Below are 22,887 nucleotides of genomic sequence, written 5' to 3'. Positions count from 1 at the left end.
CCCTCTTAACCCCGCCACCGCGTTTTGCGCATGGGACAGCAACATTGACTATGCCAGTTTAACGAACAGGATCGAGATCTGTGCACCGACGATATCGGCACCTTCCATGCGATTGCGCAGTTCGATGCGCGCACCATGTTCATCGATGATCTTTTTCACCATCGCCAGTCCCAGGCCGGTACCCTTGGCCTTGGTGGTCACATAGGGTTCGAACGCGCGACTAAGAATGCGCGGGGCGAAACCGGGACCGTTGTCGGCGATGCTGAGCTTGACGGCCTGCCGGTCTTCGCCGGCAGAATCTTTGTATTCTACAGTCTCGGTGTTCAGAGTGATATGGGGCGCGGCCCTAGCCCCGGCAAGGTTCTCCGCCACCGCATCCTGGGCGTTCTGCAGCAGATTGTGGATCACCTGGCGCAGCTGGGTCGGGTCGCCCTTGATGGCCGGCAGCCCCGCTGCCAGCGACGCATGGATCACCGAATGCTCCTGCACGGAGGGGTCATCGATGCCATACAGGTGCAGGACGTCGGCCACCAGGCTGTTGAGCTGCAGCGCCTGCAGCATGGCCGGGGGCGTGCGCGCGTAGTCGCGGAAATCGTCGACCATGCGCTTCATCGCCGCGACCTGGTTGACGATGGTGGCGGCACCGCGCTTGAGCACCTCGGCGTCCTGATCGCCCAGCTTGGGTGTCAGCTTCATCTGCAGCCGCTCGGCCGAGAGCTGGATCGGCGTGAGCGGATTCTTGATCTCGTGCGCAAGCCGGCGCGCCACTTCGCCCCAGGCGACCGAGCGTTGAGCGGAAATCACATCGGAGATGTCGTCGAAGACCACCACGTAGCCTGGCTCGTCGCCGCTGTCGCCGCGCCCGGGCAGGCGTGCGCCGCGTACCAACAGCGTCAGGCCCTGTTGCTCGTCGCCGTGCGGCAGTTCGATCTGCTTCTGCCAGTGTTCGGCGCCGCCCAGCATCTCGCTGGTGCTCTGCTCGGTGAAGGCTTGCTGCACGATTTCGCCAAAGCTGTTGAGGCCGGGGATCTGGTCGATCGGATGCCCAAGGGCCGAGGCGAAGGGCTGGCCGAAGATGCGTTCGGCGCCAGGGTTGGCGGTGATCAGCACGAAACGGCGGCCGAACACCAGCACCCCGGCCGTGAGATTCTGCAGCACGCTTTCGAGAAAGACCTTCGAGCGCTCCAGCGCGGAGCGGTTCTGCTCCACCGCGATGCGCGCTTCCGACAGCTGGCGTGTCATCAGGTTGAACTGCTGGGTCAGCATGCCCAGCTCGTCGCGGCTCTTCAGTTCGCGCTTGGGCGACAAGTCGCCCTCGGCCACTTCCTTCGTACCCTGCAGCAGCATCAGCAGCGGGCGCGCCAGCTGGCCGCCCAGCAGCAGGGCCAGCATCACGGCGATGAACACCGCCAGGAAGAGCGTCAGCGTCAGCGTACCGATATACATCTTGCGCAGGCCGGTGCGTCCGAGCGCCTTTTCCTGGTATTCCTGATAGGCGCGCTGGACCTCGTCGGCATTGCGAGCCAGCACCGTCGGCACGGGCTGCAGCACCTGCAGGTAGCGCTCCTCGCGCACGGTGTCGCCGGTCAGGCCGAAGCCGGTCGAGGGCAGGTCTTCCGGACGGCGTTCCACCGACAGCCCGGAGCCGGCCCAGCGGCCCTTGTGCGCGGGGCTCGCCGCCGGGCCGCTGGCCGGCGCGGTGTCCGCGCTGACCGGCGCGCTGCCCAGTGGAATGATCACGCGCAGCACATAGAGGTGGTCGCCGTCGTCATTCTTCGACAACGCGTCGGCGCCGCCCTCCACCGCCGCGTAGCCGCCGGCCAGGCGCGCCTGCTCGGCCAATACCCCGGAGGGCAGGTCGGGCACCAGCGAGGCATAGTTGTTGGAGGCGGTGGCGATCACTCTCCCGCTGCCGGTGAAGATGGCGGCCTCGCGCACGCCGTACTGTTCGCGCAGGCGGTTGAGCTGCAGCGAGCTGGCCATCGTTGCCGAGCCCGTGAGCTGGTCCGCCATCTGGTGTGCCTTGCCCTGCAGGTCGGCCAGTGCGCTGTCGATGGTGGAGCGGCCCAGGTTCAGGCCGGCTTCCAGCGCGGTTTCCACGCGCACGTCGAACCAGGACTCAATGCTGCGCGAGACGAACTGCAGCGACACCAAATAGATCAGCACGCCGGGAAGCACGCCCACCACGCCGAAGAACACCGCCAGCTTGCTCATCAGCCGCGCGCCGAACTTGCCGCGGCGGTAGCGTATCCACAGCATCAGCGCGAGCGCGCCGATGATCGCCACCAGCAGCACGCCGATCACCAGGTTGATCTTGAAGAGCAGCGTGAAATAGCGGTCGAAGAATTCGGTGTTGGCCGAGGCGCTGATCAGCAGGCCCACCAGCACCACCGCCAGGAAGACGATCAGCGACGCCACGATGCGGTAGAGCACGCGGCGGAACCTGCTGTCCCACAATCCGTTCATGGCTGGTTCTGCGCGGCCGGCTGGACCAGCACTGCGGGCGAGAGCGCGCTGGACACCGTCTGCACCAGCGGCTGGGCGCGCGTCTCGCCGGCCGCAGCCGAGGCGGGTGCGGAGGCCGGGGCGGGAATCGGAGCGGGCATCGATGCCGGCGGCGCGGCCACCGGCACCGCGTTCAGGTCGGTCGGCACCGTATAAGTGAAGCGGCGCCAGTCGGAGGCGAGGTTCCAGTCGCGCGTATTGACCGCATTGATCTGGAAGGGCTTGGGCAACTGCGTCAGGTCCAGGCGCATGCGCACCTCGGCGTGGTAGGTTTCGCCCAGCTTGACAGCGCTGCGCTCGAACACACGCCAGCCGCGCACGCGCTGGATGAACTGCAGTGCGGACTTCAAGCGCGTGAACGGCAATTGCAGGCCACCGGTGGAGACGCGGTACTGCCGCGTCAGCGGATGGTAGGACAGCCGGATACTGCGGCTGGTGCTGACCGGCTTTTCATCGAGCCAGTACCAGCGCGGCCGGCTCAGCTGGAAGTCGACGACGAAATACAGCGCGATGCCCTTGTTCAGCGCGTCCTCCAGCGGGGCTGGCAGGTCGAAGTCGAAGTTGGCCGCCAGCTCGAAGCCGCCATCCTGGAAATCGATACGCGCGTCGCTGGCCTCGATGACGTCGGCCTGCGTCAAGACAGGCAGCAGCGCGAGCAGCAGCGCCAGCCCCGCGCCAAGCGCCGCCCTCAACAGGCCGCGCCAGTGTAGTGCCCGCCCGCCGCGGGATGCAGAGGACGGATGCGCATTGCCGCCAAAGGCTGGAAGGACGGACAAGCGAAGCGTGCTCGGCATCGGAGGGTCAGAGTCGTTTCTGGAAGCGGGCGTAGAAAAAGCCATCGTGATCCGATGGCAGGCCGGCCTGGCCTGGAGCCCCGTCGTCGCGCCCGGTCGCGGGCAGGATCTGGCCGGGTGCCTGCAATCGTATCGCATCTGGCAGTTGCGCACCAAACCAGAGCGCCTGCTCCTCCCCCTCCGTTGGGAAAATAGAACAGGTGACATAGAGCAAAATGCCGCCGGGCTTGAGCAGCGGCCACAGCTGCGACACGATGCGGCGCTGCTCGTTGACCAGGCGCGCGATATCGGCCTCCCGGCGCAGCCAGCGGATGTCGGGATGGCGCCGGATGATGCCCGAGGCGGAGCACGGCACGTCGGCCAGGATGCGGTCGTACTGCTCGCCATCCCACCAGTCCTGCGGGCGGCTGGCGTCGCCCACCACCACCTTGGCCTGCTGGCCCAGCCGGGCGAGATTGTCGTGGATGCGCTCGGCGCGCTTGGCGTCGCTCTCGAGCGCGGTCACATCGAGCGCGGCCAGTTCCAGCAGGTGGCCCGTCTTGCCACCCGGTGCCGCGCAGGCATCGAGCACGCGCATGCCGTCGGCCACCTCGAGCAAGGGCGCGGCCAGCTGGGCGCCGGCATCCTGCACCGAGACGTCACCCGTGGCGAATCCCGGGATCTGCGACACCGGGAAGGCGCGCACCAGGCGCACGGCCTGCGGGCCGATGGCCTGGCCTGCCAGCCCGGCATTGGCCAGCCGCGTCAGGTAGTCGGGCACGGACACGCGCGCGGTGTTGACGCGCAGCGTCATCGGCGGGCGCGCATTGGCGCTGGCTGCCAGGGTCTCCCATTGCTGCGGATAGGATTGGCGCAGCATGCGCAGCCACCACGACGGCAGGTTCCAGCGCGCCTCCTCATCGCGGCGCACGCCTTCCAGCAGTGCGCGGCGCTCGCGCAGGAAACGGCGCAGCACCGCGTTGACCAGGCCGCGCGCGTGCGCGGTCTTGGGCTCCGAGGCGGCCGCGCTGACTGCCTGGTCGACCACGGTGAAGCTGCTGTAGCCGCTTCTGCCGGGTTTGCTGTCGCTATCGTCCCTTTCGTCGTTCTCGTCCTTGCCCCCTGCGCCCGCCTCTCCTTCGATCAGCAGGGCCAATGCCACGGCCAGCAGCGAATCGACCTGGGCGCCGGGCGGCCGTGCCACCAGGTGCGTCACCAGCGCGCGCGCCGTGCCGAACTGCCGCACGGTACGGTAAGCGAGATCCTGGAGCGCGCCGCGCGCTGCGCCGTCGCGCTCCAGGCGGTACTGCGTGGCCGCGGCCTCGATGGCCTGCGGCAGCGCGCTGCCCTCGTTCACGCCACGCACGGCGGCGGCGGCGGCAAGCATCTGGAAGGCGAGGGAGTCGGGTGGCAGGCGCATGGAGAACAGAAACCGGTCAGAAGGATGGGCGCGCGGCGGCACCCGCAAAAAAAACGAACCCGCCGGTTCCGGTGGGAACGAGGCGGGCAGTTTACCCCGGATACGGGACGGCTTACCGTTTTTTGCCGCCGCCGGCCGCGGGATCAGGCCGGGTAGCTGCCGGTCTGCGCCATGTGCATCAGCCGGGCGATGCGTTCCTCGGTCGCGGGGTGGGTCGAGAACAGGTTGGCGATGCCGCCGCCCGACAGCGGGTTCATGATCATCATCTGCGCGGTTGCCGGATGCTCCTCGGCCGCCTGGAAAGGAATGCCCTGCGCGTAGCGGTGGATCTTGTCCAGTGCGCTGGCCAGCGCCTGCGGATCGCCGCTGATTTCGGCGCCGCCGCGGTCGGCCTCGAATTCGCGCGCCCGTGAAATCGCCATCTGGATCAGCGTGGCGGCCAGCGGCGCCAGGATGGCCACCGCGATGGCGGCGATCGGGTTGGAGCGGTTGCCGTTCTGGTCGCGGCCGCCGAAGAACATGGCGAAGTTGGCCAGCGCGGAGATGGCGCCCGCCATGGTCGCGGCGATGGTGGAGGTGAGAATGTCGCGGTGGCGCACGTGTGTCAGTTCATGCGCCATCACGCCGCGCAGCTCGCGATCGGACAGCACGCGCAGGATGCCGGTGGTGGCGGCCACGGCCGCGTGTTCGGGATTGCGCCCGGTGGCGAAGGCGTTGGGTGCGTCCTCGTTGATCAGGTAGACGCGCGGCATCGGCATGCCGGCGCGCTGCGCCAGCTCCTGCACCATGCCGTAGAACTGCGGCGCGGTACTGGCATCGACCTCCTGCGCGTTGTACATGCGCAGCACCATCTTGTCGGAGAACCAGTAGGAAAAGAAGTTCATGCCCAGCGCCATCAACAGCGCGTACATCATGCCGTTGCGTCCGCCGATCATGCCGCCGATGACGATGAACAGCGCCGTGATCGCCGCCATCAGCATGAAGGTCTTGACCCAGTTGAACATTGTCCGGAGCTCCCTATGATCTGCCGCGCCGGCTGTGCCGGCGTTCTTATCTTAGATGATGGCGGCGCGCGGGAATTCAATCGCGCCGGCCGCCGCGCCTAGCGCTGCATCAGCGCCAGGCGGGCGCCGAGGGCGAGATCAGGCGGTCTATTCAGCACTTGAGGCGCGGAATCCGTCCTGCGTGCAGAGTCAGCGTGCGTGCGAACGGCGCGCAGGAGCGCTCTGGCGGGCAGCGGCGCTGCCCCGGAGTCCGACTATGCCTGTTCGCCGGACACCGCACAGCGGCTGCCGGCCGGCAGCGGCATGCCTTGCAGGAAGGGCTGCGCGGCCTGGCGCCGCCCGCCGGGGCGCTGCAGTTCCGTGACGCGCAAGGCGCCTTCGCCACAGGCGATCAGCACGCCGGCAGCATCGGCTGCGAGCACCGTGCCCGGCGCCGCCCCGCCCGGCGCGGCTTCGGCCTGCGCCTGCCAGCACTTGATCACGGTGTCGCCGATCTGCACGGTGGCGCCGGGGAAGGGATTGAAGGCGCGCACCTGGCGCGCCAGCGCGGCCGCGGACCGGTGCAGGTCCAGGCGCGCTTCCTCCTTGCCGATCTTCTCGGCGTAGGTCACGCCGTCAGCGGGCTGGGGTGTGGCGACCAGCGCCTCGCCGCGCGCCAGCCGCGCCAGCGCGTCGACCACCATGTGCCCGCCCAGCGCGGCCAGCTTGTCGTGCAGGCTGCTGGTGGTGTCGGTGGCCTCGATCGCCGTGCTCTCGCGGCTGATCATCGCGCCGGTGTCCAGGCCCTCGTCCATCTGCATCAGCGTGATGCCGGTCTCGGCGTCGCCGGCCTCGATGGCGCGGTGGATCGGCGCGGCGCCGCGCCAGCGCGGCAGCAGCGAGGCATGGATATTGATGCAGCCGTGGCGCGGCAAGGCCAGCACCTCCGCCGGCAGGATCAGGCCGTAGGCGGCCACCACCATGACATCGGGCGCCAGCGCGGCCAGAGAGTCGACTGCGGCGCCCGCCTCTTCCGGGTACTTGCCCTGGCGGCGCAGCGAGCGCGGCTGCAGCACCGGGCCCAGCTCCTGCGCCAGCGCGTATTGCTTGACCGGGCTGGCCTGCAGCTGCATGCCGCGGCCGGCCGGCCGGTCGGGCTGGCTCAGGACGGCCACCACGGGGAAACCGGCGGCGTGGATGGATTCGAAGGCGGCGCGGGCGAATTCGGGCGTGCCGGCAAAGGCGACGCGCAGGGGCTGGGCTTGTGACATGGCGGGTTCCGGCTTGACGCGCAGGTGGCGCGCAGGTGGCGTACGGATCAGAGGGGCGGCGCCGGCGGCGCCTGCCAAGCGGAACCGGCCGCGGAGGCGGCCGGTGCTTGCTGTTCCAGGATGCGCAGAGCGTACTACTAAAGCGATGAACGCTGCGCAAGTGCGGCCGCAGGCACGGCCGCCGCCCGCTTACATGCGGCTGCGCGTGCGCTTCTGCAGCTTGGACTTGATGCGGTTGAGCTTGAGCGGCGACAGGTATTCGACGAAGACCTTGCCGCGCAGGTGGTCGATCTCGTGCTGGATGCACACCGCCAGCAGGTCATCGGCGTCGAGTTCGAAGGTCTCGCCCTTTTCGTTGAGCGCGCGCACGCGCACGCGGTCCGGACGCTCCACGCGGTCGTAGACCTCGGGCACCGACAGGCAGCCCTCTTCCCAGACCTTGCGGTTTTCGCTGGCCCAGATGACTTCCGGATTGATGAAGACCTGCAGCTGGTCGCGGCTTTCCGAGATGTCGATCACCACCACCTGCTCATGCACGTCCACCTGCGTGGCGGCCAGACCGATGCCGGGTGCTTCGTACATGGTTTCTGCCATGTCCTTGACCAGCTGGCGGATGCGGTCGTCCACCGCCGCGACGGGCTTGGCCACGGTGTGCAGGCGGGGATCGGGGTAAGTCAGGATATCGAGTTTAGCCATGATGCTCAGGCGCAACGCCGGCCGCACATGCAGACCGGGCTGCGTTGCGGCAGCGGGGGTTTACATGCAGAATCGGGGCGCTAGTACAAAAATTCAAGGCGCGCCGCAGCAGGCACGCTCTCCAGGGTCAATCCGGCTGTCTTGCATGGCCGGTTCAGGAAAATGCGCAATCTTACCAAAGAGCACCAGGCGGCGAGCGGCCGCGGGCAGCACGCGCGCGCGCGCCTGCTGATGAGCATTGCGGGCCTGGCGACGGCAGCGGTGCTGCCGGTCCAGGCAGCGGCGCCCGGCGACGCGCCCGACAGGACAGTGACGCTGGCGCAGCAGCGCGCCGCGGACGCCGCCCTGCAAGGCATCCCGGCCAGCGACCTGGCGCCCAACGCGCCCTCCCAGTACACGGTGCGCAGCGGCGACACCCTGTGGGACATCGCCGGCCGTTTCCTGCGGCAGCCCTGGCGCTGGCCCGATCTGTGGGGCATGAACCGGCAGCAGGTCCGCAATCCGCACCTGATCTATCCGGGACAGGTGCTCTACCTGCATCTGCGCGATGGCCGCGCATGGCTGTCCACCACGCCGATCGGCGAGGGCGGCACCGTGCGGCTGTCGCCGCGCGTGCGCAGCGATGGCGCCGATGCGGCCGCCATTCCCAGCATTCCCGCCAAGGATATCGAGCCCTTCCTGGCCCGCCCGCTGGTGGTGGACCAGGACACGCTCCAGGCCTCGCCCCGCATCGTCGCGCTGCCCGAGGCGCACGTCTATCTGGGGCGCGGCGAAAACGCCTACGTGCGCGGCATCGCAGGCGCGGAAGGCGCGCCGGGCAGCGACTGGCAGGTGTTCAAGCCGATCGAGCCGGTGCGCGATCCCGCCACCGGCAAGGTGCTTGGCTACCAGGCTGACTACCAGGGCAACGCGCGCCTGCTGCGGGGCCCCGCGGGCGCCGATGCCGTCTCCACCGTGCGCATCACCCAGGCCCAGCAGGAGATGGGCGTGGGCAGCCTGCTGTTGCCGCAGCCGGAGCGCGAGCCGGTGCGCTATGTGCCGCGTGCCCCCGACGCCGAAGTGGCGGGCCGCATCGCGGCAGTCTACGGCGGCGTGCAGTATGGCGGCGCCAAGCAGGTCGTGGTGCTCAACGTGGGTGCCGCTGCCGGCCTCGAACCCGGCAACGTGCTGGCGCTGTCGCGCACCGGCGACGTGGTCAAGGACCGTACCGCGGGCAACAATATGATCGCGCTGCCCGATGAGCGCTACGGCCTGGCCTATGTCTTCCGCGTTTTCCCCGGCGTCTCCTACGCCCTGGTCACCAACGCTTCCAACGTGGTGCAGGTGGGCGACAGCGTCGGCTCCCCACATTGAGCGGGCGCGGCGCGGCCGGCCCGCGCGACGAAACCCCGAACGGGACCACGCGCGAGGCCGCCGACGTCGCGGCCTGGTTGCAGCTGGCCTCGGCGCCTGGCCTCGGGCCGGTAGGGGTGCGCCGGCTGCTGTCTGCGCATGGCCTGCCCGGGCAGGTGCTGGCGCAGGATGCGGCGTCGCTGGCGCAGCTGGTGCCGGCCGCCAGCGTGCGCGCCTTGCTGGCGCCGCCCGGCCCGGCGCTTTCGAGCCTGATTGCCCGCACGCTCGACTGGCTGGCCGAGCCCGGCAATCACTTGCTGACCCTGGCCGACACCACCTACCCTGCCGCCCTCTTCGATCTGGCTGACCCGCCGCCGCTGCTTTTCCTGAAGGGAAGCCTGCATGCGCTGGGGCAGCCGGCCATCGCCATGGTCGGCGCGCGCAGCGCCAGCGCCCAGGGCGTGCGCGACGCCCAAGCCTTCGCGCGGGTCCTGTCGGATGCCGGCCTGTGCGTGGTGTCCGGGCTGGCCGCCGGCATCGACGCCGCCGCGCATCTGGGTGCGCTGGATGGCGCGGGCGGCACCCTGGCGGTGATCGGCACCGGCGCCGACCAGGTCTACCCCGCGCGCCACCGGGCGCTGGCCGAGCGTATCGCCGTGCACGGCGCCATCCTCAGTGAGTTCCCGCTTGGAACGCCGCCGCGCAGCCACCACTTCCCGCAGCGCAACCGCCTGATCGCCGCGCTGGCGCGCGGCGTGCTGGTGGTGGAAGCCGCGGCCCGCTCGGGATCGCTGATCACGGCGCGCCAGGCGGCGGAGCTCGGCCGCGAGGTGTTCGCCATCCCCGGCTCCATCCACGCGCCGCTGTCGCGCGGCTGCCATCTGCTGATCCGCGATGGCGCCAAGCTGGTGGAGTCGGCGCAGGACGTGCTGGAGGAACTGGGCGCGCGCCCTGCCCCCGCCCCGGCTGGCCAGTCGGATGGCCGGGCCGAGCAGGATACCGGCGACGGCGACGCGCTGGGCACCGCCCTGGCCTTCGATCCCATCAGCCTGGACGAACTGTGCCGGCGCAGCGGACTGGGCGCCAGCGAAGCGCTCGCCCGGCTGCTGGCGCTCGAACTGGCCGGCCGGGCCGAGCGGCTGCCGGGCAATCTGTTCCGGCGCCTCGCCTGAGCATGGCAGCCCCGCGAGTGCCCCGGGCGCTGGCCCCCCCTTTTTCGCGCAGCCGCTACAATCAAGCCAAGTCCGGGGCCAGAAAGGCCTTATGTTTCACTTACCATGACCGTTTACCTTCCCGAACGCGATGCCGCAGCGCTGGCGCAGGCCCTGGCCGACCGTCCACATGGGCGGCTCGTTGCCTGCCTGTGCGCTGCCTGGTGCGGCACCTGCGGGGAATACCAGGCGGTGTTCGCGGCGCTTGCGGCACAGCATCCGCAGGACTGCTTCGTTTGGATCGATGTCGAGACCCATGCCGACCGGCTCGGCGATCTCGACATCGAGAACTTTCCGACCATACTGGTGCAACCGGTGGCGGGCGGCGCGCCCCAGTTCTATGGCACGTTGTTGCCGCACGCCGAGGTGCTGGCGCGCATGCTGGCGCGCGGCGTTTCGATGCGGGCCGCTGCACAGGAGGTGCCGGATGTGCTTGACTGGTTGCTTGAGAGCCGCGCGCTTTAGACCCGGGAAGGGGCAGGCGCTGGCTTGCACCGCCGTTGAGACCGCGCTTATTATTGGCGCCTCAAAGATCCCAACGCCCTGTTTACATAGATTGCAGTGCAATTCGCGGGCTGCCTGAAGGCGGCCTGTAAGGACCCGTTCAATGTCAAAAGCCCTCATCATCGCGGAAAAGCCATCGGTTGCCGCCGATATCGCCCGTGCCCTCGGGGGCTTTACCAAGCACGACGAGTACTTCGAAAACGACGACTACGTGCTGTCGTCCGCCGTGGGTCACCTGGTAGAGATCGCCGCCCCGGACGAATATGAAGTCAAGCGTGGCAAGTGGAGCTTCGCCAACCTGCCGGTGATCCCGCCGCACTTTGACCTGCGGCCCATCGCCAAGACCGAGTCGCGCCTGAAGGTGCTGAACCGGCTGATCAAGCGCAAGGACGTCACCGGCCTGATCAACGCCTGTGACGCGGGGCGTGAGGGGGAACTGATCTTCCGCCTGATCGCGCAGCAGGCCAAGGCCAAGCAGCCCGTGCGCCGGCTGTGGCTGCAGTCGATGACGCAGCAGGCCATCCGCGACGGCTTCGCGCGCCTGCGCGCCGACGAGGAGATGATGCCGCTGGCCGACGCCGCGCGCTGCCGCTCCGAGGCCGACTGGCTGGTCGGCATCAACGGCACGCGTGCCATGACCGCCTTCAACAGCAAGGGTGGCGGCTTCTTCCTGACCACCGTGGGCCGGGTGCAGACGCCGACGCTGTCGATCGTGGTCGAGCGCGAAGAGAAGATCAGACACTTCGTGCCGCGCGACTACTGGGAAGTGCGCGCCGAGTTCATCGCCGCCGCCGGCCTGTACGAGGGCCGCTGGTTCGACCCGAAGTTCAAGAAGAACGAATTCGATCCCGAGGCGCGCGAATCGCGCCTGTGGAGCGAGGCCGAGGCCAAGAGCATCGTTGCGGCCTGCCGCGACAAGACCGGCAGCGTGACCGAGGAGTCCAAGCCTTCGACGCAGCAGTCGCCGGCCCTGTTCGACCTGACCACGCTGCAGCGCGAGGCCAACTCGCGCTTCGGCTTCTCGGCCAAGAACACGCTCGGCCTGGCGCAGGCGCTGTACGAGAAGCACAAGGTCCTGACCTACCCGCGTACCGACGCGCGCGCGCTGCCCGAGGACTACCTGGACACGGTCAAGCAGACCATGGACATGCTGGCCGAGAGCTCGCACAACTACCTGCCGCACGCCAAGAAGGTCCTGGCCAACGGCTGGGTCAAGCCGAACAAGCGGATCTTCGATAACAGCAAGATCAGCGACCACTTCGCTATCATCCCCACGCTGCAGGCGCCCAAGAACCTGTCGGAGCCCGAGCAGAAGCTGTATGACCTGGTGGTGCGCCGCTTCCTGGCGGTGTTCTTCCCGGCCGCCGAGTTCCAGGTCACCACGCGCGTGACCGAGGTGGCGGGCCACCACTTCAAGACCGAAGGCAAGGTGCTGGTCAACCCCGGCTGGCTCGAGATCTACGGCCGCGAGGCGCAGGGCAAGGACGACAAGGACGCCAACCTGGTGCCGGTGGCCAAGGGCGAGCACGTCAAGACCGACAAGGTCGACAGCGTGGGCCTGTCCACCAAGCCGCCGGCGCGCTACAACGAAGCCACGCTGCTGTCCGCCATGGAAGGCGCCGGCAAGCTGGTCGACGACGACGCGCTGCGCGAGGCGATGGCTGGCAAGGGCCTGGGCACGCCGGCCACGCGTGCGGCCATCATCGAAGGCCTGCTGACCGAGAAATACCTGGTGCGCGAAGGGCGTGAGCTGATCCCGACCGCCAAGGCCTTCCAGCTGATGACCCTGCTGCGCGGCCTGGGCGTGCAGGAACTGACCCAGGCCGAACTGACCGGCGAGTGGGAACACAAGCTGGCGCAGATCGAGCGCGGGCGGCTCAAGCGCGACGAGTTCATGCGCGAGATCGCGCAGATGACGCAGCAGATCGTCAAGCGCGCGAAAGAGTACGACAGCGACACCATCCCGGGCGACTACGCCACGCTGGATACGCCCTGTCCGCAGTGCGGCGGCCTGGTCAAGGAGAACTACCGGCGCTTTGCCTGTACGTCCTGCGAGTTTTCCATCAGCAAGATCCCAGGCGGACGCCAGTTCGAGATCGAGGAAGTCGAGGAACTGCTGCTGAAGAAGGAAATCGGTCCGCTGCAGGGCTTCCGCAGCAAGATGGGCCGGCCCTTCGCCGCCATTCTCAAGCTGGGCAAGGACGACGACGGCCACTACAAGATGGAGTTCGACTTCGGCCAGAACGATGAGGAAGGCGACGGCGAGCCGGTGGACTTCACCGGCCAGGAGCCGGTCGGCAACTGCCCGAAGTGCGGCGGCGCGGTCTACGAGCACGGCATGAAGTATGTCTGCGAGAACACCGTGGCCAGTCCCAAGGCGTGCGACTTCACCACCGGCAAGATCATCCTGCAGCAGGAAATTTCGCGCGAGCAGATCGGCAAGCTGCTGACCGACGGGCGCACCGACCTGCTGACCGGCTTCAAGTCATCGCGCACCGGCCGCAACTTCAAGGCCTTCCTGGTCAAGCAGCCGGACGGCAAGATCGGCTTCGAGTTCGAGGCGCGCGAGCCCAAGGCCGGGGCCAAGCCTGCGGCCAAGGCGGCGCGTGCCGCCGAGCCCGAGTCCGGCGAGAGCGCGGCGAAGAAGGTGCCGGCGAAGAAGGCGGCTGCAAAGACCACCAAGACCACCGCGGCCAAGGCACCGGCAAGCAAGACTGCGGCAAGCAAGACGGCCGCGGCCAAGAAGCCGCGCAGCAGCGGCAAGGCGGCGGCCTGAGGCCGGCCGGCGCTCCGTTCGTTGCGGGGCGCCGCCGGTCTGCGCCGCCGATCCGCTTCAGTTGCGGCGGTTCGCGCCTTCGCTGAGCAGGAAATCGATGAAGGCGCGCACCTTGGTCGGCAGGAACTTGCGGCTGGGATAGACCACGCTCACATCGCGGCGCGGCAACTGGTACTGCGGCAGGATATGGGTGAGCAGGCCAGACTCGACATTGGGCCGCGCCAGGTAGGAGGACAGCATCGCCACGCCCATGTCGGCCAGCGCTGCCTGGTGGGCCAGCTCGGCGTTGCTGCACAGCAGGCCGGGCCGGATCGGCACCGTGACCTCGCCTTCCGGGCCGGACAGCGTCCACTCCTGTTCCACATTGGGCAGCCGCAGCACGATGCAGCGGTGGTTGGCCAGGTCCTGTGCGTTGCGCAGCGGCGGGTGCTGGCGCAGGTAGCCGGGGGACGCGCACAGGATGATCTCCGCGGAGATCAACGGGCGCGCCACCAGGTGCGAGCCCAGCCCGAGGTCCGACAGCATCACGCCCACGTCGCGCCCTTCTTCCACGATATCGACGATGCGGTCGGACAGCAGCACGTCGAACACCACGTCCGGATACTGCTTCTGGAAGCGCGCCAGCAACTGGGGCAGCAGGTGCAGCCCGAACATCACCGGCGCGACCAGCCGCAAGGTGCCGGACAGCGACTGGCTGCGCGCCGTCACCAGAGACTCCGCCTCGTCGACATCCTCCAGGATCTGCTGGCAGCGCTGCAGGTAGGCCTCGCCGGCATCGGTCAGGGACAGGCTGCGCGTGGTGCGGTTGAGCAGGCGGGTGCCCAGGTGGCTTTCCAGGTCGGCCACGTAGCGCGTCACGACGGCGTTCGACATCTCTAATTGCTGCGCTGCACGTGCAAAACTGCCAAGTTCCACCACCTTGGCGAAAACGCGCATCGATTGAAGCCGATCCATGACATAGTCTCCCGTCTCTTCTGCGGATTTTTACGCTACCCGGGCTGTTTATTGTTAAAACTACAATCAATCATTGTGGATGGCAATATTTATTCATATAAGGGGAATGCCTAATATCTAGCCATCGGATGCCGCACTGCAGCGAACCACCGCCCGGTGAAGAGGTATCCCAGCCTGTGGAAAGGATTAGTCATGAAGACCCAACGCTCTGCCCTGATCGCCATCGCGACCCTCGCCGCTGCCCTGGTGGCCTCCCCCGTGTTCGCCAAGACCGGCAAGTTCGATCCGTACACCGACGGTGCGAAGGCCACTAAGTTCGACACCTTCACCGATGGTGCCAAGTCGGGCAAGTTCGACACCTTCACCGACGGCGCCAAGGCTGGCAAGTTCGACACCTTCACCGACGGTGCCAAGATCGGCAAGTACGACGTCTACACCGACGGCGCCGCCATCTGATTGGCCACTACGGCCAGATGACCTGCACCGCCAGGGGCGCGTCCGCCATGCGCCCCACCGCTTTCGGCTGATCTCCACAGGCCGGCAGGAAGGAGGCGCAAGACTTCTTCCTGCATCTCATGGAGCCAACGCCCGTGCCCTCGGCACGGGCGTTGTCGTTTACGCGGCGTCTGCGCCTCCTCCGCGCGCCGATCGGGCCGAGGCAGGGAGCACGGCAGGAGAGCAAGGCAGCGCAGCGCGCCGGATGCGGAGGCGAAGAAGGTCATCGATGGTGTGTACGGACCCTGCATGGAATCGCCAGGCGTCGTCGCCATCCTTGCCGGAGGCATCACATCGGCCATTATGCCCGACCGTGCACATGAAAAAACGGGCCATCAGGCCCGTTTTCCGTTGCGGGGCAGTTCCCCCGCTTCAAGCTGCCGCCCGGGGGCGTCAGTCGTCGTGATGGTGGTGGTGCTTGTGCTTGCCGTGATACCGGCCGTAATCGTCGTTGTAGGAGTTGTTGCGCGAGACGTTGCCGCCCAGCGCCGCGCCGGCGCCGCCACCCACGGCCGCGCCGACCAGGCCGCCGGCACGGCCGCCCATGGCGTTGCCCGCTGCCGTGCCCGCGCCGCCACCCAGGGCGCCGCCGATGATGGCGCCGGTGCGCTCACGGCGGTTGGAGGTGACCGCGCCGCCGGCGCCGCCGCCCACCGCCCCGCCGATCACGGCGCCGGTGCTGCCGCCCAGGGCACCGCCGACCGCGGCGCCGGCTACGCCACCGAGGGCGCCGCCGAGGGCATTGTTCATATCGCCCGCGAACGCGGGGAGCGCGGAGGCGGCCATGGCGATGGCCAGGGTCAGGTGGCGAACGGGATGCCGGGTCATGGATCTTCCTTGTGCTTGTTGGCTTCTTGGCTTGCTCTGTCGGCAGTGTAGAGAAGCCGTCTTTGCTTTGCTGTAACGACGTGTAAGTCGCTGTAACCCTGTTGTATTCTTGCGGCCAAAGAAAAAGACGGCTGCGTCTGCAGCCGTCTTTTCATCACATATGCCGCACGCTGCGGCGTGCCGCGCTCAACAGCACCTGCCGCCCTGCCCGCCGCCGTAGCGGGCCTGCTGGCGCTCGCGGAAGAACTCCTCGTAGCTCATCGGCTCGCGGTCGGGGTGTGTGTTCCGCATGTGGGCGACATAGGTCTCGTAGTCGGGCAGGCCGACCATCAGGCGCAGCGACTGCCCGAGATAGCGTCCGAAGGTTTCCAGTTGCTCGATCATGGCAGTCCTCCTTGCCCGTGTGCGTTCAGCTGCCCGCCGACGTGCCCGCCGGCAGCGGCTCGAACGGGGTTTCCTTGTCGGTGCGGCGCTCGATGTTGCGGGCCTGCATGGCGGTCTTGAAGCCGTAGAACACGATCGACAGTACCACCAGCATGAACAGCGCGCACAGGCCGGCGTCCAGGTAGTCGTTGAAGACGATGCGCTGCATCTGCTCCATCGACTTGGCAGGCGCCAGCACCTTGCCCGCGGCGATGGCCTCGCTGAACTTGGCGGCGTGCGTCAGGAAGCTCACCTTCGGATCCGCGTCGAACAGCTTCTGCCAGCCCGCGGTCAGCGTGCACACCAGCAGCCAGACGGTGGGCAGCAGCGTGACCCAGGCGTAGCGGCCGCGCTTCATCTTGACCAGCACGCAGGTGGACAGCACCAGCGCCACGGCAGCCAGCATCTGGTTGGAGATGCCGAACAGCGGCCACAACGTGTTGATGCCGCCCAGCGGATCGACCACGCCCTGGTAGAGGAAGTAGCCCCAGGCCGCCACGCACAGCCCGGTGGCGATCAGGTTGGCGGGCAGAGATTCGGTGCGGCGCAGCGCGGGCACGAAGCTGCCCAGCAGGTCCTGCAGCATGAAGCGGCCGGCGCGCGTCCCCGCGTCGACGGCGGTCAGGATGAAGAGCGCCTCGAACAGGATGGCGAAGTGGTACCAGAAGGCCATCATGGCCTGGCCGCCCACCACCTGGTGCAGGATGTGGGCGATGCCCACTGCCAGCGTGGGCGCACCGCCGGCGCGCGAGATGATGGTGTTCTCGCCGACATCCTTGGCGGTCTGCAGCAACACGTCAGGAGTGATCACGAAGCCCCAGCTCGACACCGCCTGCGCGACCGATTCCGGCGAGGTGCCGATCACCGCCGCCGGGCTGTTCATCGCGAAGTAGACGCCCGGCTCGATCACCGAGGCCGCCACCAGCGCCATGATGGCGACGAAGGACTCGGCCAGCATCGCGCCGTAGCCGATGAAGCGCGCGTGCGACTCGTTCTCCAGCAGCTTGGGCGTGGTGCCCGAGGAGATCAGCGCGTGGAAGCCCGATACCGCGCCGCAGGCGATGGTGATGAAGAGGAAGGGGAACAGGTTGCCCGACCACACCGGCCCGCCGCCCTGGGCGAACTGGGTGAAGGCCGGCATCTTCAGTTCCGGCGCGACGATCAGGATGCCGATGGCCAGCGCGATGATGGTGCCGATCTTGAGGAAGGTCGACAGGTAGTCGCGCGGCGCCAGCAGCAGCCACACCGGCAGCACGGCGGCGATGAAGCCGTAGATGATCAGCATCCAGGTCAGGGCCTTGCCGTCGAAGGTGAACAGCGGCGCCAGCGCAGGGCTTTCATGCACGTACTGGCCGCCGATAATGGCCAGCATCAGCAGCACGAAGCCGATCACCGACACCTCGCCGATGCGGCCCGGGCGGATGTAGCGCGTGTACAGGCCCATGAAGATGGCGATGGGAATGGTCACCGCCACCGTGAAGGTGCCCCAGGGCGAGCCCGCCAGCGCCTTCACCACGATCAGCGCCAGCACCGCCAGGATGATGATCATGATCATGAAGCAGCCAAACAGCGCGATCATGCCGGGTACGGTGCCCATCTCCGACTTGACGAGGTCGCCCAGCGAGCGGCCGTCGCGGCGCGTGGAGATGAACAGCACCATGAAGTCCTGCACCGCGCCGGCGAACACCACGCCCGCCAGGATCCACAGCATGCCCGGCATGTAGCCCATCTGCGCGGCCAGCACCGGGCCGACCAGCGGACCGGCCCCGGCGATGGCGGCGAAGTGGTGGCCGAACAGCACGGCCTTGTTGGTCGGCACGTAGTCGAGGCCGTCGTTATGGCGCCAGGCCGGCGTCATGCGCTTCGGATCGAACTGCATCACCTTGTCGGCGATGAACTTGCTGTAATAGCGGTAAGCGACCAGATAGATACAGATCGCGGCGACCACGATCCACAGTGCGCTGACGGCCTCGCCACGCGCGAGCGCCACGGTGGCGAAGGCGAAGGCGCCGAGTACGGCGATCGCCAGCCACACCAGGTGTTCCCCGATGCGATTCATGTGAGAGTCTCCTCAGACCAGTGCCAATGAATGATAGGACTGCAACGCCGACTTGGCTCGCTGGCCAAGGCGAACAGGTTGTTTCTGCGTAGATATGCAGAAATTCCTGACGTGGTGGCTAGTACAAGCCGAGCGCCGTTTGGGAAATGCCTGTCGATATCAGAAATTGACCTCAGCAGACGGGCCTTTGGCGGCTTGCCGTCGTCGCAGACGAAGGGCACGGTCGCCCGCCGGGGCGGGCGGCGCCGAGCGGGGTGTAGTATTGTCACCCGCCCGGCGCCGCACAAGCGCGGAACTACGCAAGCGATCTACGTAGTACTGCGTAGATCGACGACGATATGCCGCATCGCCGGCATCGGTGTTTACCCGCAAGCCATGAAACTCCGCCAGAAGATCCTCCTGCTCGCCGTTACGCCGCTCGCCGTGGCGATGGTCGGCATCGCGCTGGCGGTGCGCCATCAGGCCACCGTGCTGGTGCGGCACGAGCGTGCCCTGGTCGAGGCGGCCTATCTGCAGACCAAGGAAACCGAGCTGCGCCACTACGTAGAACTGGCGCAGAGCGCGATCGCGCCGCTGGTGCGTGCCGGGCGCGACGATGCTCCCGCCCGCCAGGCCGCGATGACGGCGCTGGCAGGGCTCGACTATGGCCGCGATGGCTATTTCTTCCTCTACGACATGCAGGGCCGCGCCCTGATGCACCCGCGCCAGCCGGAGCTGGTCGGGCAGGACCTGTGGGAGCTGCGCGATCCGCAGGGCGTGCCCACCATCCAGCGGCTGATCGCGACCGCCAAGGGCGGCGGCGGGGCCGTGCGCTATCTGTGGAAGAAGCCTTCCTCGCAGCAGCTCGCGCCCAAGCTGGGTTACGTGGTGGCGGTGCCGGAATGGGGCTGGATGCTGGGTACCGGCATCTACCTCGACGATGTGGAAGAGACGCTGCGCCAGCTCGACTCGCGCGCCGAGACCGATATCCGCGAGACCATGGCCTGGATCGGCGTGATCGCCGGCATCAGCATCCTGCTGGTGGCGGCCAGCGGCCTGGCGCTCAATGTCAGCGAGCATCGCGAGGCCGATGCCAAGCTGCGCCAGCTCGCGCAGCGCGTGGTGCAGTCGCAGGAAGAGGAGCGTGCGCGGCTGTCGCGCGACCTGCACGATGGCGTGAGCCAGCTGCTGGTCTCGGTCAAGCTGCTGCTGGAGACGGCGGCCAACCGCTTGCGCCGGGCACCTGTCCAGGTCCAGGCGGTTGCGCCGGTGCTTGATACCACGCTGGAGCGGCTCGATGCCGCCTTCAATGAAATCCGCCGCGTGTCGCGCAACCTGCGCCCCGCCCTGCTCGATGACCTGGGTTTGCTGGCAGCGCTGCAGCATCTCGCGCGCGAGATGGCGGGCGAGAGCGGCCTCGCCATCCACGTGGCGCTGGAGGGCGAGCCGCGCCGGCTGGCGGATGAGCAGGCCACGGCGCTGTTCCGCATCGCGCAGGAAGCGCTGACCAATGTCGCCCGCCACGCGCATGCGCGCAGAGTCGACGTGACGCTGGCCTTCCTGCCCGCGCAGACGCGGCTGGCCGTGCACGACGATGGCAGCGGCTTCGACGTCGCGCGCATGCAGATCGACCCGCGCCGCGGCATCGGCCTGCGCAATCTGCGCGAGCGCATTGCCGCGCTCGGCGGCTGCTTCGATATTGTCTCCGGACCCGGCGGCACCCGGCTTTGCGCCACGCTGCCCGACGCGGGTGCCGCGCCCGCGGCGCCGGACGCCAACGCAAGGAAACCTGCCTGATGACTTTTTCGTTCGCCGCAAGCCGGAGCGGTGCGCCGGCCCGCGTGGCGCTGATCGACGACCACGGCCTGGTGCGTGATGGCATGCGCCTGCACTTGGGCCTGCAGCCTGGCCTGGAGGTGGTCGGCGAGGCCGACGGCGGCGAGGCCGCGCTGCAGTGGCTGGAGGGCCTGGCGCCCCAGGCGCTGCCCGATCTGGTGATCACCGACATCGCCATGCGCGGCATGAGCGGCATCGCGCTGACGGCGGCGCTGCACGAGCGCTATCCGGAAGTGGCGGTGCTGATCGTCTCCATGCACGACAACCTGGAATACGTGCGGCAGGCGGTGCGCGCGGGGGCGCGCGGCTATGTGCTGAAGGACGCGCCGGGCGGCGAGCTGATGGCCGCCATCGAGGCCGTGCTGGCCGGGCGCATGTTCTACAGCACGCGCATCGCGCGCGGCATGGCCGAGCAGTCGCCGGCGGACGATCCCCTCGACGCGCTGACACCGCGCGAGCGCGAGATCTTCGACGGCATCGGGCATGGCCTGGCCAACAAGGAAATCGCGGCGCGGCTGGGCGTGTCGGTGCGCACGGTGGAGACGCACCGGCTGAACCTCAAGCGCAAGCTGGGCATCGAGGGGCGCGCGGTGCTGGTGAAGTTTGCCGTGGAGCAGTCCGGCGAGGCGGGCGAGCCGGGGCCGGCGGGCTGAACTGCCGCGGCGTCAATGGCCTCAGCGGCCTCAGGCCAAAGAAAAAGGCGCCCGCAGGGGCGCCTTTTTCCATGGCGGGGCGAAACGCCCCGTGCATCGCCGTGGCCGGCGCGATCAGCCCTTCAGGCGTTCGGCCAGCGCTTCCTTGGCTGCCACCAGGGACTGCGGCAGGTGGTAGCTCAGCTGCTTGAACAGCTCGTCGTGCAGCACCAGTTCCTGTTGCCATGCGGCGCGGTCGATCGAGGTGACCTGTTCGAACTGCTCGCGCGAGAAGTCCACGCCATCCCAGCGCAGGTCCTCGTAGCGCGGCGAGGTGCCGAACACGTGCTCGGTGCCCTGGCCGCGGCCTTCGACTCTGTCGATCATCCACGACAGCACGCGCATGTTCTCGCCGAAGCCGGGCCACACGAAGTTGCCGTCGGCGTCCTTGCGGAACCAGTTCACGCAGTAGATCTTCGGCAGCTTGGCGCCGGCGGCCTGCAGCTTGGCGCCCAGCTCCAGCCAGTGGCCGAAGTAGTCGCTCATGTTATAGCCGCAGAACGGCAGCATGGCGAACGGGTCGCGGCGCACCACGCCTTGCTGGCCGGCGGCCGCAGCGGTGGTTTCCGAGCCCATGGTGGCAGCCATGTAGACGCCCTCGGTCCAGTCGCGTGCCTCGGTCACCAGCGGCACCGTGGTGGAGCGGCGGCCGCCGAAGATGAAGGCGTCGATCGCCACGCCGGCGGGGTTGTCCCAGTTCTCGTCGATCGACGGGCACTGCGAGGCCGGCGCAGTGAAGCGCGCGTTCGGGTGGGCGGCCTTGGCGCCGGTCTGCTTGGCGATCTCGGGCGTCCAGTCCTTGCCCTGCCAGTCGATCAGGTGGGCCGGGGCCTCCTTGGTCATGCCTTCCCACCAGACGTCGCCGTCATCGGTCAGCGCGACGTTGGTGAAGATGATGTTTTCCTTGAGGGTCGCCATCGCGTTGAAGTTGGTCTTCTCGCTGGTGCCCGGGGCCACGCCGAAGTAGCCGGCTTCCGGGTTGATGGCGTACAGGCGGCCGTCCTGGCCGGGCTTGATCCACGCGATGTCGTCGCCGATGGTGGTGACCTTCCAGCCGGCGAAGGCCTTGGGCGGGATCAGCATGGCGAAGTTGGTCTTGCCGCAGGCCGACGGGAAGGCAGCAGCCACGTGGTACTTCTTGCCCTCGGGCGAGGTCACGCCCAGGATCAGCATGTGCTCGGCCAGCCAGCCCTGGTCGCGGCCCATGGTCGAGGCGATACGCAGCGCGAAGCACTTCTTGCCCAGCAGGGCATTGCCGCCGTAGCCGGAGCCGAAGGACCAGATCTCGCGCGACTCGGGGAAGTGCACGATGTACTTGGTCGGGTTGCACGGCCACGGCACATCCTTCTCGCCGGCGGCCAGGGGCTTGCCGACCGTGTGCACGCAAGGCACGAACGTGCCGTCGGTGCCAAGCACGTCGAACACGGCGCGGCCCATGCGCGTCATGATGCGCATATTGACGGCCACATAGGGCGAGTCCGACAGTTCGACGCCGATGTGCGCGATCGGCGAGCCCAGCGGACCCATCGAGAACGGCACCACGTAGAGCGTGCGGCCGCGCATGCAGCCGTCGAACAGGCCCGACAGGGTCTGGCGCATCTCGCCCGGGGCCACCCAGTTGTTGGTGGGGCCGGCGTCTTCCTTCTTCTCCGAGCAGATGAAGGTGCGGTCCTCGACACGGGCCACGTCGGACGGGTCCGACAGTGCCAGGAAGGAGTTCTTGCGCTTGGCCGGGTTCAGTCGCTTCATCGTGCCGGCGGCCACCATTTGTTCGCACAGGCGGTCGTACTCCTCCTGCGAACCGTCGCACCAGTAGATCTGGTCGGGCTTGGTCAGGGCGGCGACCTCGGCCACCCAGGTCAGCAGTTTCGGATTCTTGACCCAGGCCGGGGCGTTGAGCGCCGGCGTGCCCTGCATGGTGGGGTGATTCATAGCGTTGCTCCAATCCAATACACAAAGGGGAAATCTGGCAAAGCCACTGCCGGGGGCCGCTGTGGCCAGTACGGGTCAATGCGCGGTGGCGCCTACGGCGATGCGATAGTTGTGATCCAATAGGCAGCAAATGGTCACATCCCGTTACAACTGTGGGGCAGGGAAAGCCGCCCAAAACGTCGCGGCATTCCCTGCGGCTGCGCTACAGTTGCGCTTTG

The 22,887-nt window shown here is 68.0% G+C and carries 18 protein-coding genes; 7 read left to right on the top strand and 11 right to left on the bottom strand.

The genetic code is table 11. The features are described from left to right. Window positions 1–48 precede the first annotated feature (48 nt). The 6 genes from AC1Z3O_RS19070 to def form a co-directional block, all read right to left on the bottom strand. The gene (locus AC1Z3O_RS19070; RefSeq protein WP_483517267.1) at window positions 49–2,466 is read right to left on the bottom strand and encodes a sensor histidine kinase; all 2,418 of its coding nucleotides are present in this window, start codon (window positions 2,464–2,466) and stop codon (window positions 49–51) included. Then, complete coding sequence (locus AC1Z3O_RS19065) at window positions 2,463–3,299, bottom strand: DUF4390 domain-containing protein (protein ID WP_483517266.1); 837 nt, start codon at window positions 3,297–3,299, stop codon at window positions 2,463–2,465. Before AC1Z3O_RS19065 ends, AC1Z3O_RS19070 begins: the two co-directional genes overlap by 4 nt. A 7-nt stretch (window positions 3,300–3,306) precedes the next feature. After that, the gene (rsmB, locus tag AC1Z3O_RS19060) at window positions 3,307–4,698 is read right to left on the bottom strand and encodes a 16S rRNA (cytosine(967)-C(5))-methyltransferase RsmB (protein ID WP_483517265.1); all 1,392 of its coding nucleotides are present in this window, start codon (window positions 4,696–4,698) and stop codon (window positions 3,307–3,309) included. Window positions 4,699–4,841: 143 nt separating this feature from the next. Further along, window positions 4,842–5,702, bottom strand: coding sequence for a zinc metalloprotease HtpX (htpX, locus tag AC1Z3O_RS19055; RefSeq protein ID WP_483517264.1), 861 nt, complete (start codon window positions 5,700–5,702; stop codon window positions 4,842–4,844). A 254-nt stretch (window positions 5,703–5,956) separates the two neighbouring features. Beyond that, window positions 5,957–6,952 carry a methionyl-tRNA formyltransferase gene (gene fmt / locus AC1Z3O_RS19050; protein ID WP_483517263.1) on the bottom strand — a complete coding sequence of 332 codons (996 nt, stop codon included), beginning with the start codon at window positions 6,950–6,952 and terminating at the stop codon, window positions 5,957–5,959. Window positions 6,953–7,141: 189 nt separating this feature from the next. After that, window positions 7,142–7,648 carry a peptide deformylase gene (gene def / locus AC1Z3O_RS19045; RefSeq protein ID WP_483517262.1) on the bottom strand — a complete coding sequence of 169 codons (507 nt, stop codon included), beginning with the start codon at window positions 7,646–7,648 and terminating at the stop codon, window positions 7,142–7,144. A 162-nt stretch (window positions 7,649–7,810) separates the two neighbouring features. On the opposite strand from def, the gene AC1Z3O_RS19040 reads away from it, so the two are divergent. The 4 genes from AC1Z3O_RS19040 to AC1Z3O_RS19025 all read left to right on the top strand — a co-directional run bounded on the left by AC1Z3O_RS19040 (window position 7,811) and on the right by AC1Z3O_RS19025 (window position 13,471). After that, window positions 7,811–9,001: a LysM peptidoglycan-binding domain-containing protein gene (locus tag AC1Z3O_RS19040; protein ID WP_483517261.1), complete on the top strand. Its 1,191-nt coding sequence runs from the start codon at window positions 7,811–7,813 to the stop codon at window positions 8,999–9,001. After that, complete coding sequence (gene dprA, locus AC1Z3O_RS19035; RefSeq protein WP_483517260.1) at window positions 8,998–10,152, top strand: DNA-processing protein DprA; 1,155 nt, start codon at window positions 8,998–9,000, stop codon at window positions 10,150–10,152. The genes AC1Z3O_RS19040 and dprA overlap by 4 nt, the downstream gene beginning before the upstream one ends. Before the next feature lie 105 nt (window positions 10,153–10,257). After that, window positions 10,258–10,656 (top strand): thioredoxin family protein, encoded by a 399-nt coding sequence (locus AC1Z3O_RS19030; RefSeq protein ID WP_483517259.1) that lies wholly within the window; start codon window positions 10,258–10,260, stop codon window positions 10,654–10,656. A gap of 142 nt (window positions 10,657–10,798) precedes the next feature. Continuing rightward, entirely contained in the window at window positions 10,799–13,471 is a 2,673-nt protein-coding gene (locus AC1Z3O_RS19025; RefSeq protein ID WP_483517258.1) for a DNA topoisomerase III, read from the top strand. A gap of 57 nt (window positions 13,472–13,528) precedes the next feature. Here AC1Z3O_RS19025 and AC1Z3O_RS19020 read toward each other — a convergent pair whose 3' ends face one another. Continuing rightward, window positions 13,529–14,425, bottom strand: coding sequence for a LysR family transcriptional regulator (locus tag AC1Z3O_RS19020; protein WP_483517257.1), 897 nt, complete (start codon window positions 14,423–14,425; stop codon window positions 13,529–13,531). Window positions 14,426–14,617: 192 nt separating this feature from the next. On the opposite strand from AC1Z3O_RS19020, the gene AC1Z3O_RS19015 reads away from it, so the two are divergent. Then, window positions 14,618–14,881, top strand: a complete 264-nt coding sequence (locus AC1Z3O_RS19015) for a hypothetical protein (RefSeq protein ID WP_483517256.1) — start codon at window positions 14,618–14,620, stop codon at window positions 14,879–14,881. Window positions 14,882–15,313: 432 nt separating this feature from the next. Here the strand turns inward: AC1Z3O_RS19015 and AC1Z3O_RS19010 are convergent, their stop codons facing one another. The 3 genes from AC1Z3O_RS19010 to AC1Z3O_RS19000 form a co-directional block, all read right to left on the bottom strand. Then, entirely contained in the window at window positions 15,314–15,748 is a 435-nt protein-coding gene (locus AC1Z3O_RS19010) for a hypothetical protein (RefSeq protein ID WP_483517255.1), read from the bottom strand. 186 nt (window positions 15,749–15,934) lie between these two features. Next, a complete protein-coding gene (locus AC1Z3O_RS19005; RefSeq protein ID WP_483517254.1) occupies window positions 15,935–16,132 on the bottom strand; it encodes a YbdD/YjiX family protein in 198 nt (65 codons plus the stop codon). Between the two features lie 25 nt (window positions 16,133–16,157). Further along, a complete protein-coding gene (locus AC1Z3O_RS19000; protein WP_483517253.1) occupies window positions 16,158–18,230 on the bottom strand; it encodes a carbon starvation CstA family protein in 2,073 nt (690 codons plus the stop codon). A 375-nt stretch (window positions 18,231–18,605) separates the two neighbouring features. Between AC1Z3O_RS19000 and AC1Z3O_RS18995 the strand changes: the two genes are divergently transcribed. Both AC1Z3O_RS18995 and AC1Z3O_RS18990 read left to right on the top strand, forming a co-directional pair. Next, entirely contained in the window at window positions 18,606–20,006 is a 1,401-nt protein-coding gene (locus AC1Z3O_RS18995; RefSeq protein WP_483517252.1) for a cache domain-containing protein, read from the top strand. Continuing rightward, window positions 20,006–20,698: a response regulator gene (locus AC1Z3O_RS18990; RefSeq protein WP_483517251.1), complete on the top strand. Its 693-nt coding sequence runs from the start codon at window positions 20,006–20,008 to the stop codon at window positions 20,696–20,698. The genes AC1Z3O_RS18995 and AC1Z3O_RS18990 overlap by 1 nt, the downstream gene beginning before the upstream one ends. 114 nt (window positions 20,699–20,812) lie before the next feature. Here AC1Z3O_RS18990 and AC1Z3O_RS18985 read toward each other — a convergent pair whose 3' ends face one another. Continuing rightward, entirely contained in the window at window positions 20,813–22,669 is a 1,857-nt protein-coding gene (locus tag AC1Z3O_RS18985) for a phosphoenolpyruvate carboxykinase (GTP) (RefSeq protein ID WP_483517250.1), read from the bottom strand. Window positions 22,670–22,887: the final 218 nt, after the last annotated feature.

The sequence above is a fragment of the Cupriavidus sp. 09_S30 genome (assembly GCF_056930435.1).
The sequence above is the reverse complement of the archived record's forward strand: the minus strand, read 5'-3'. Positions and strand labels throughout refer to the sequence as shown.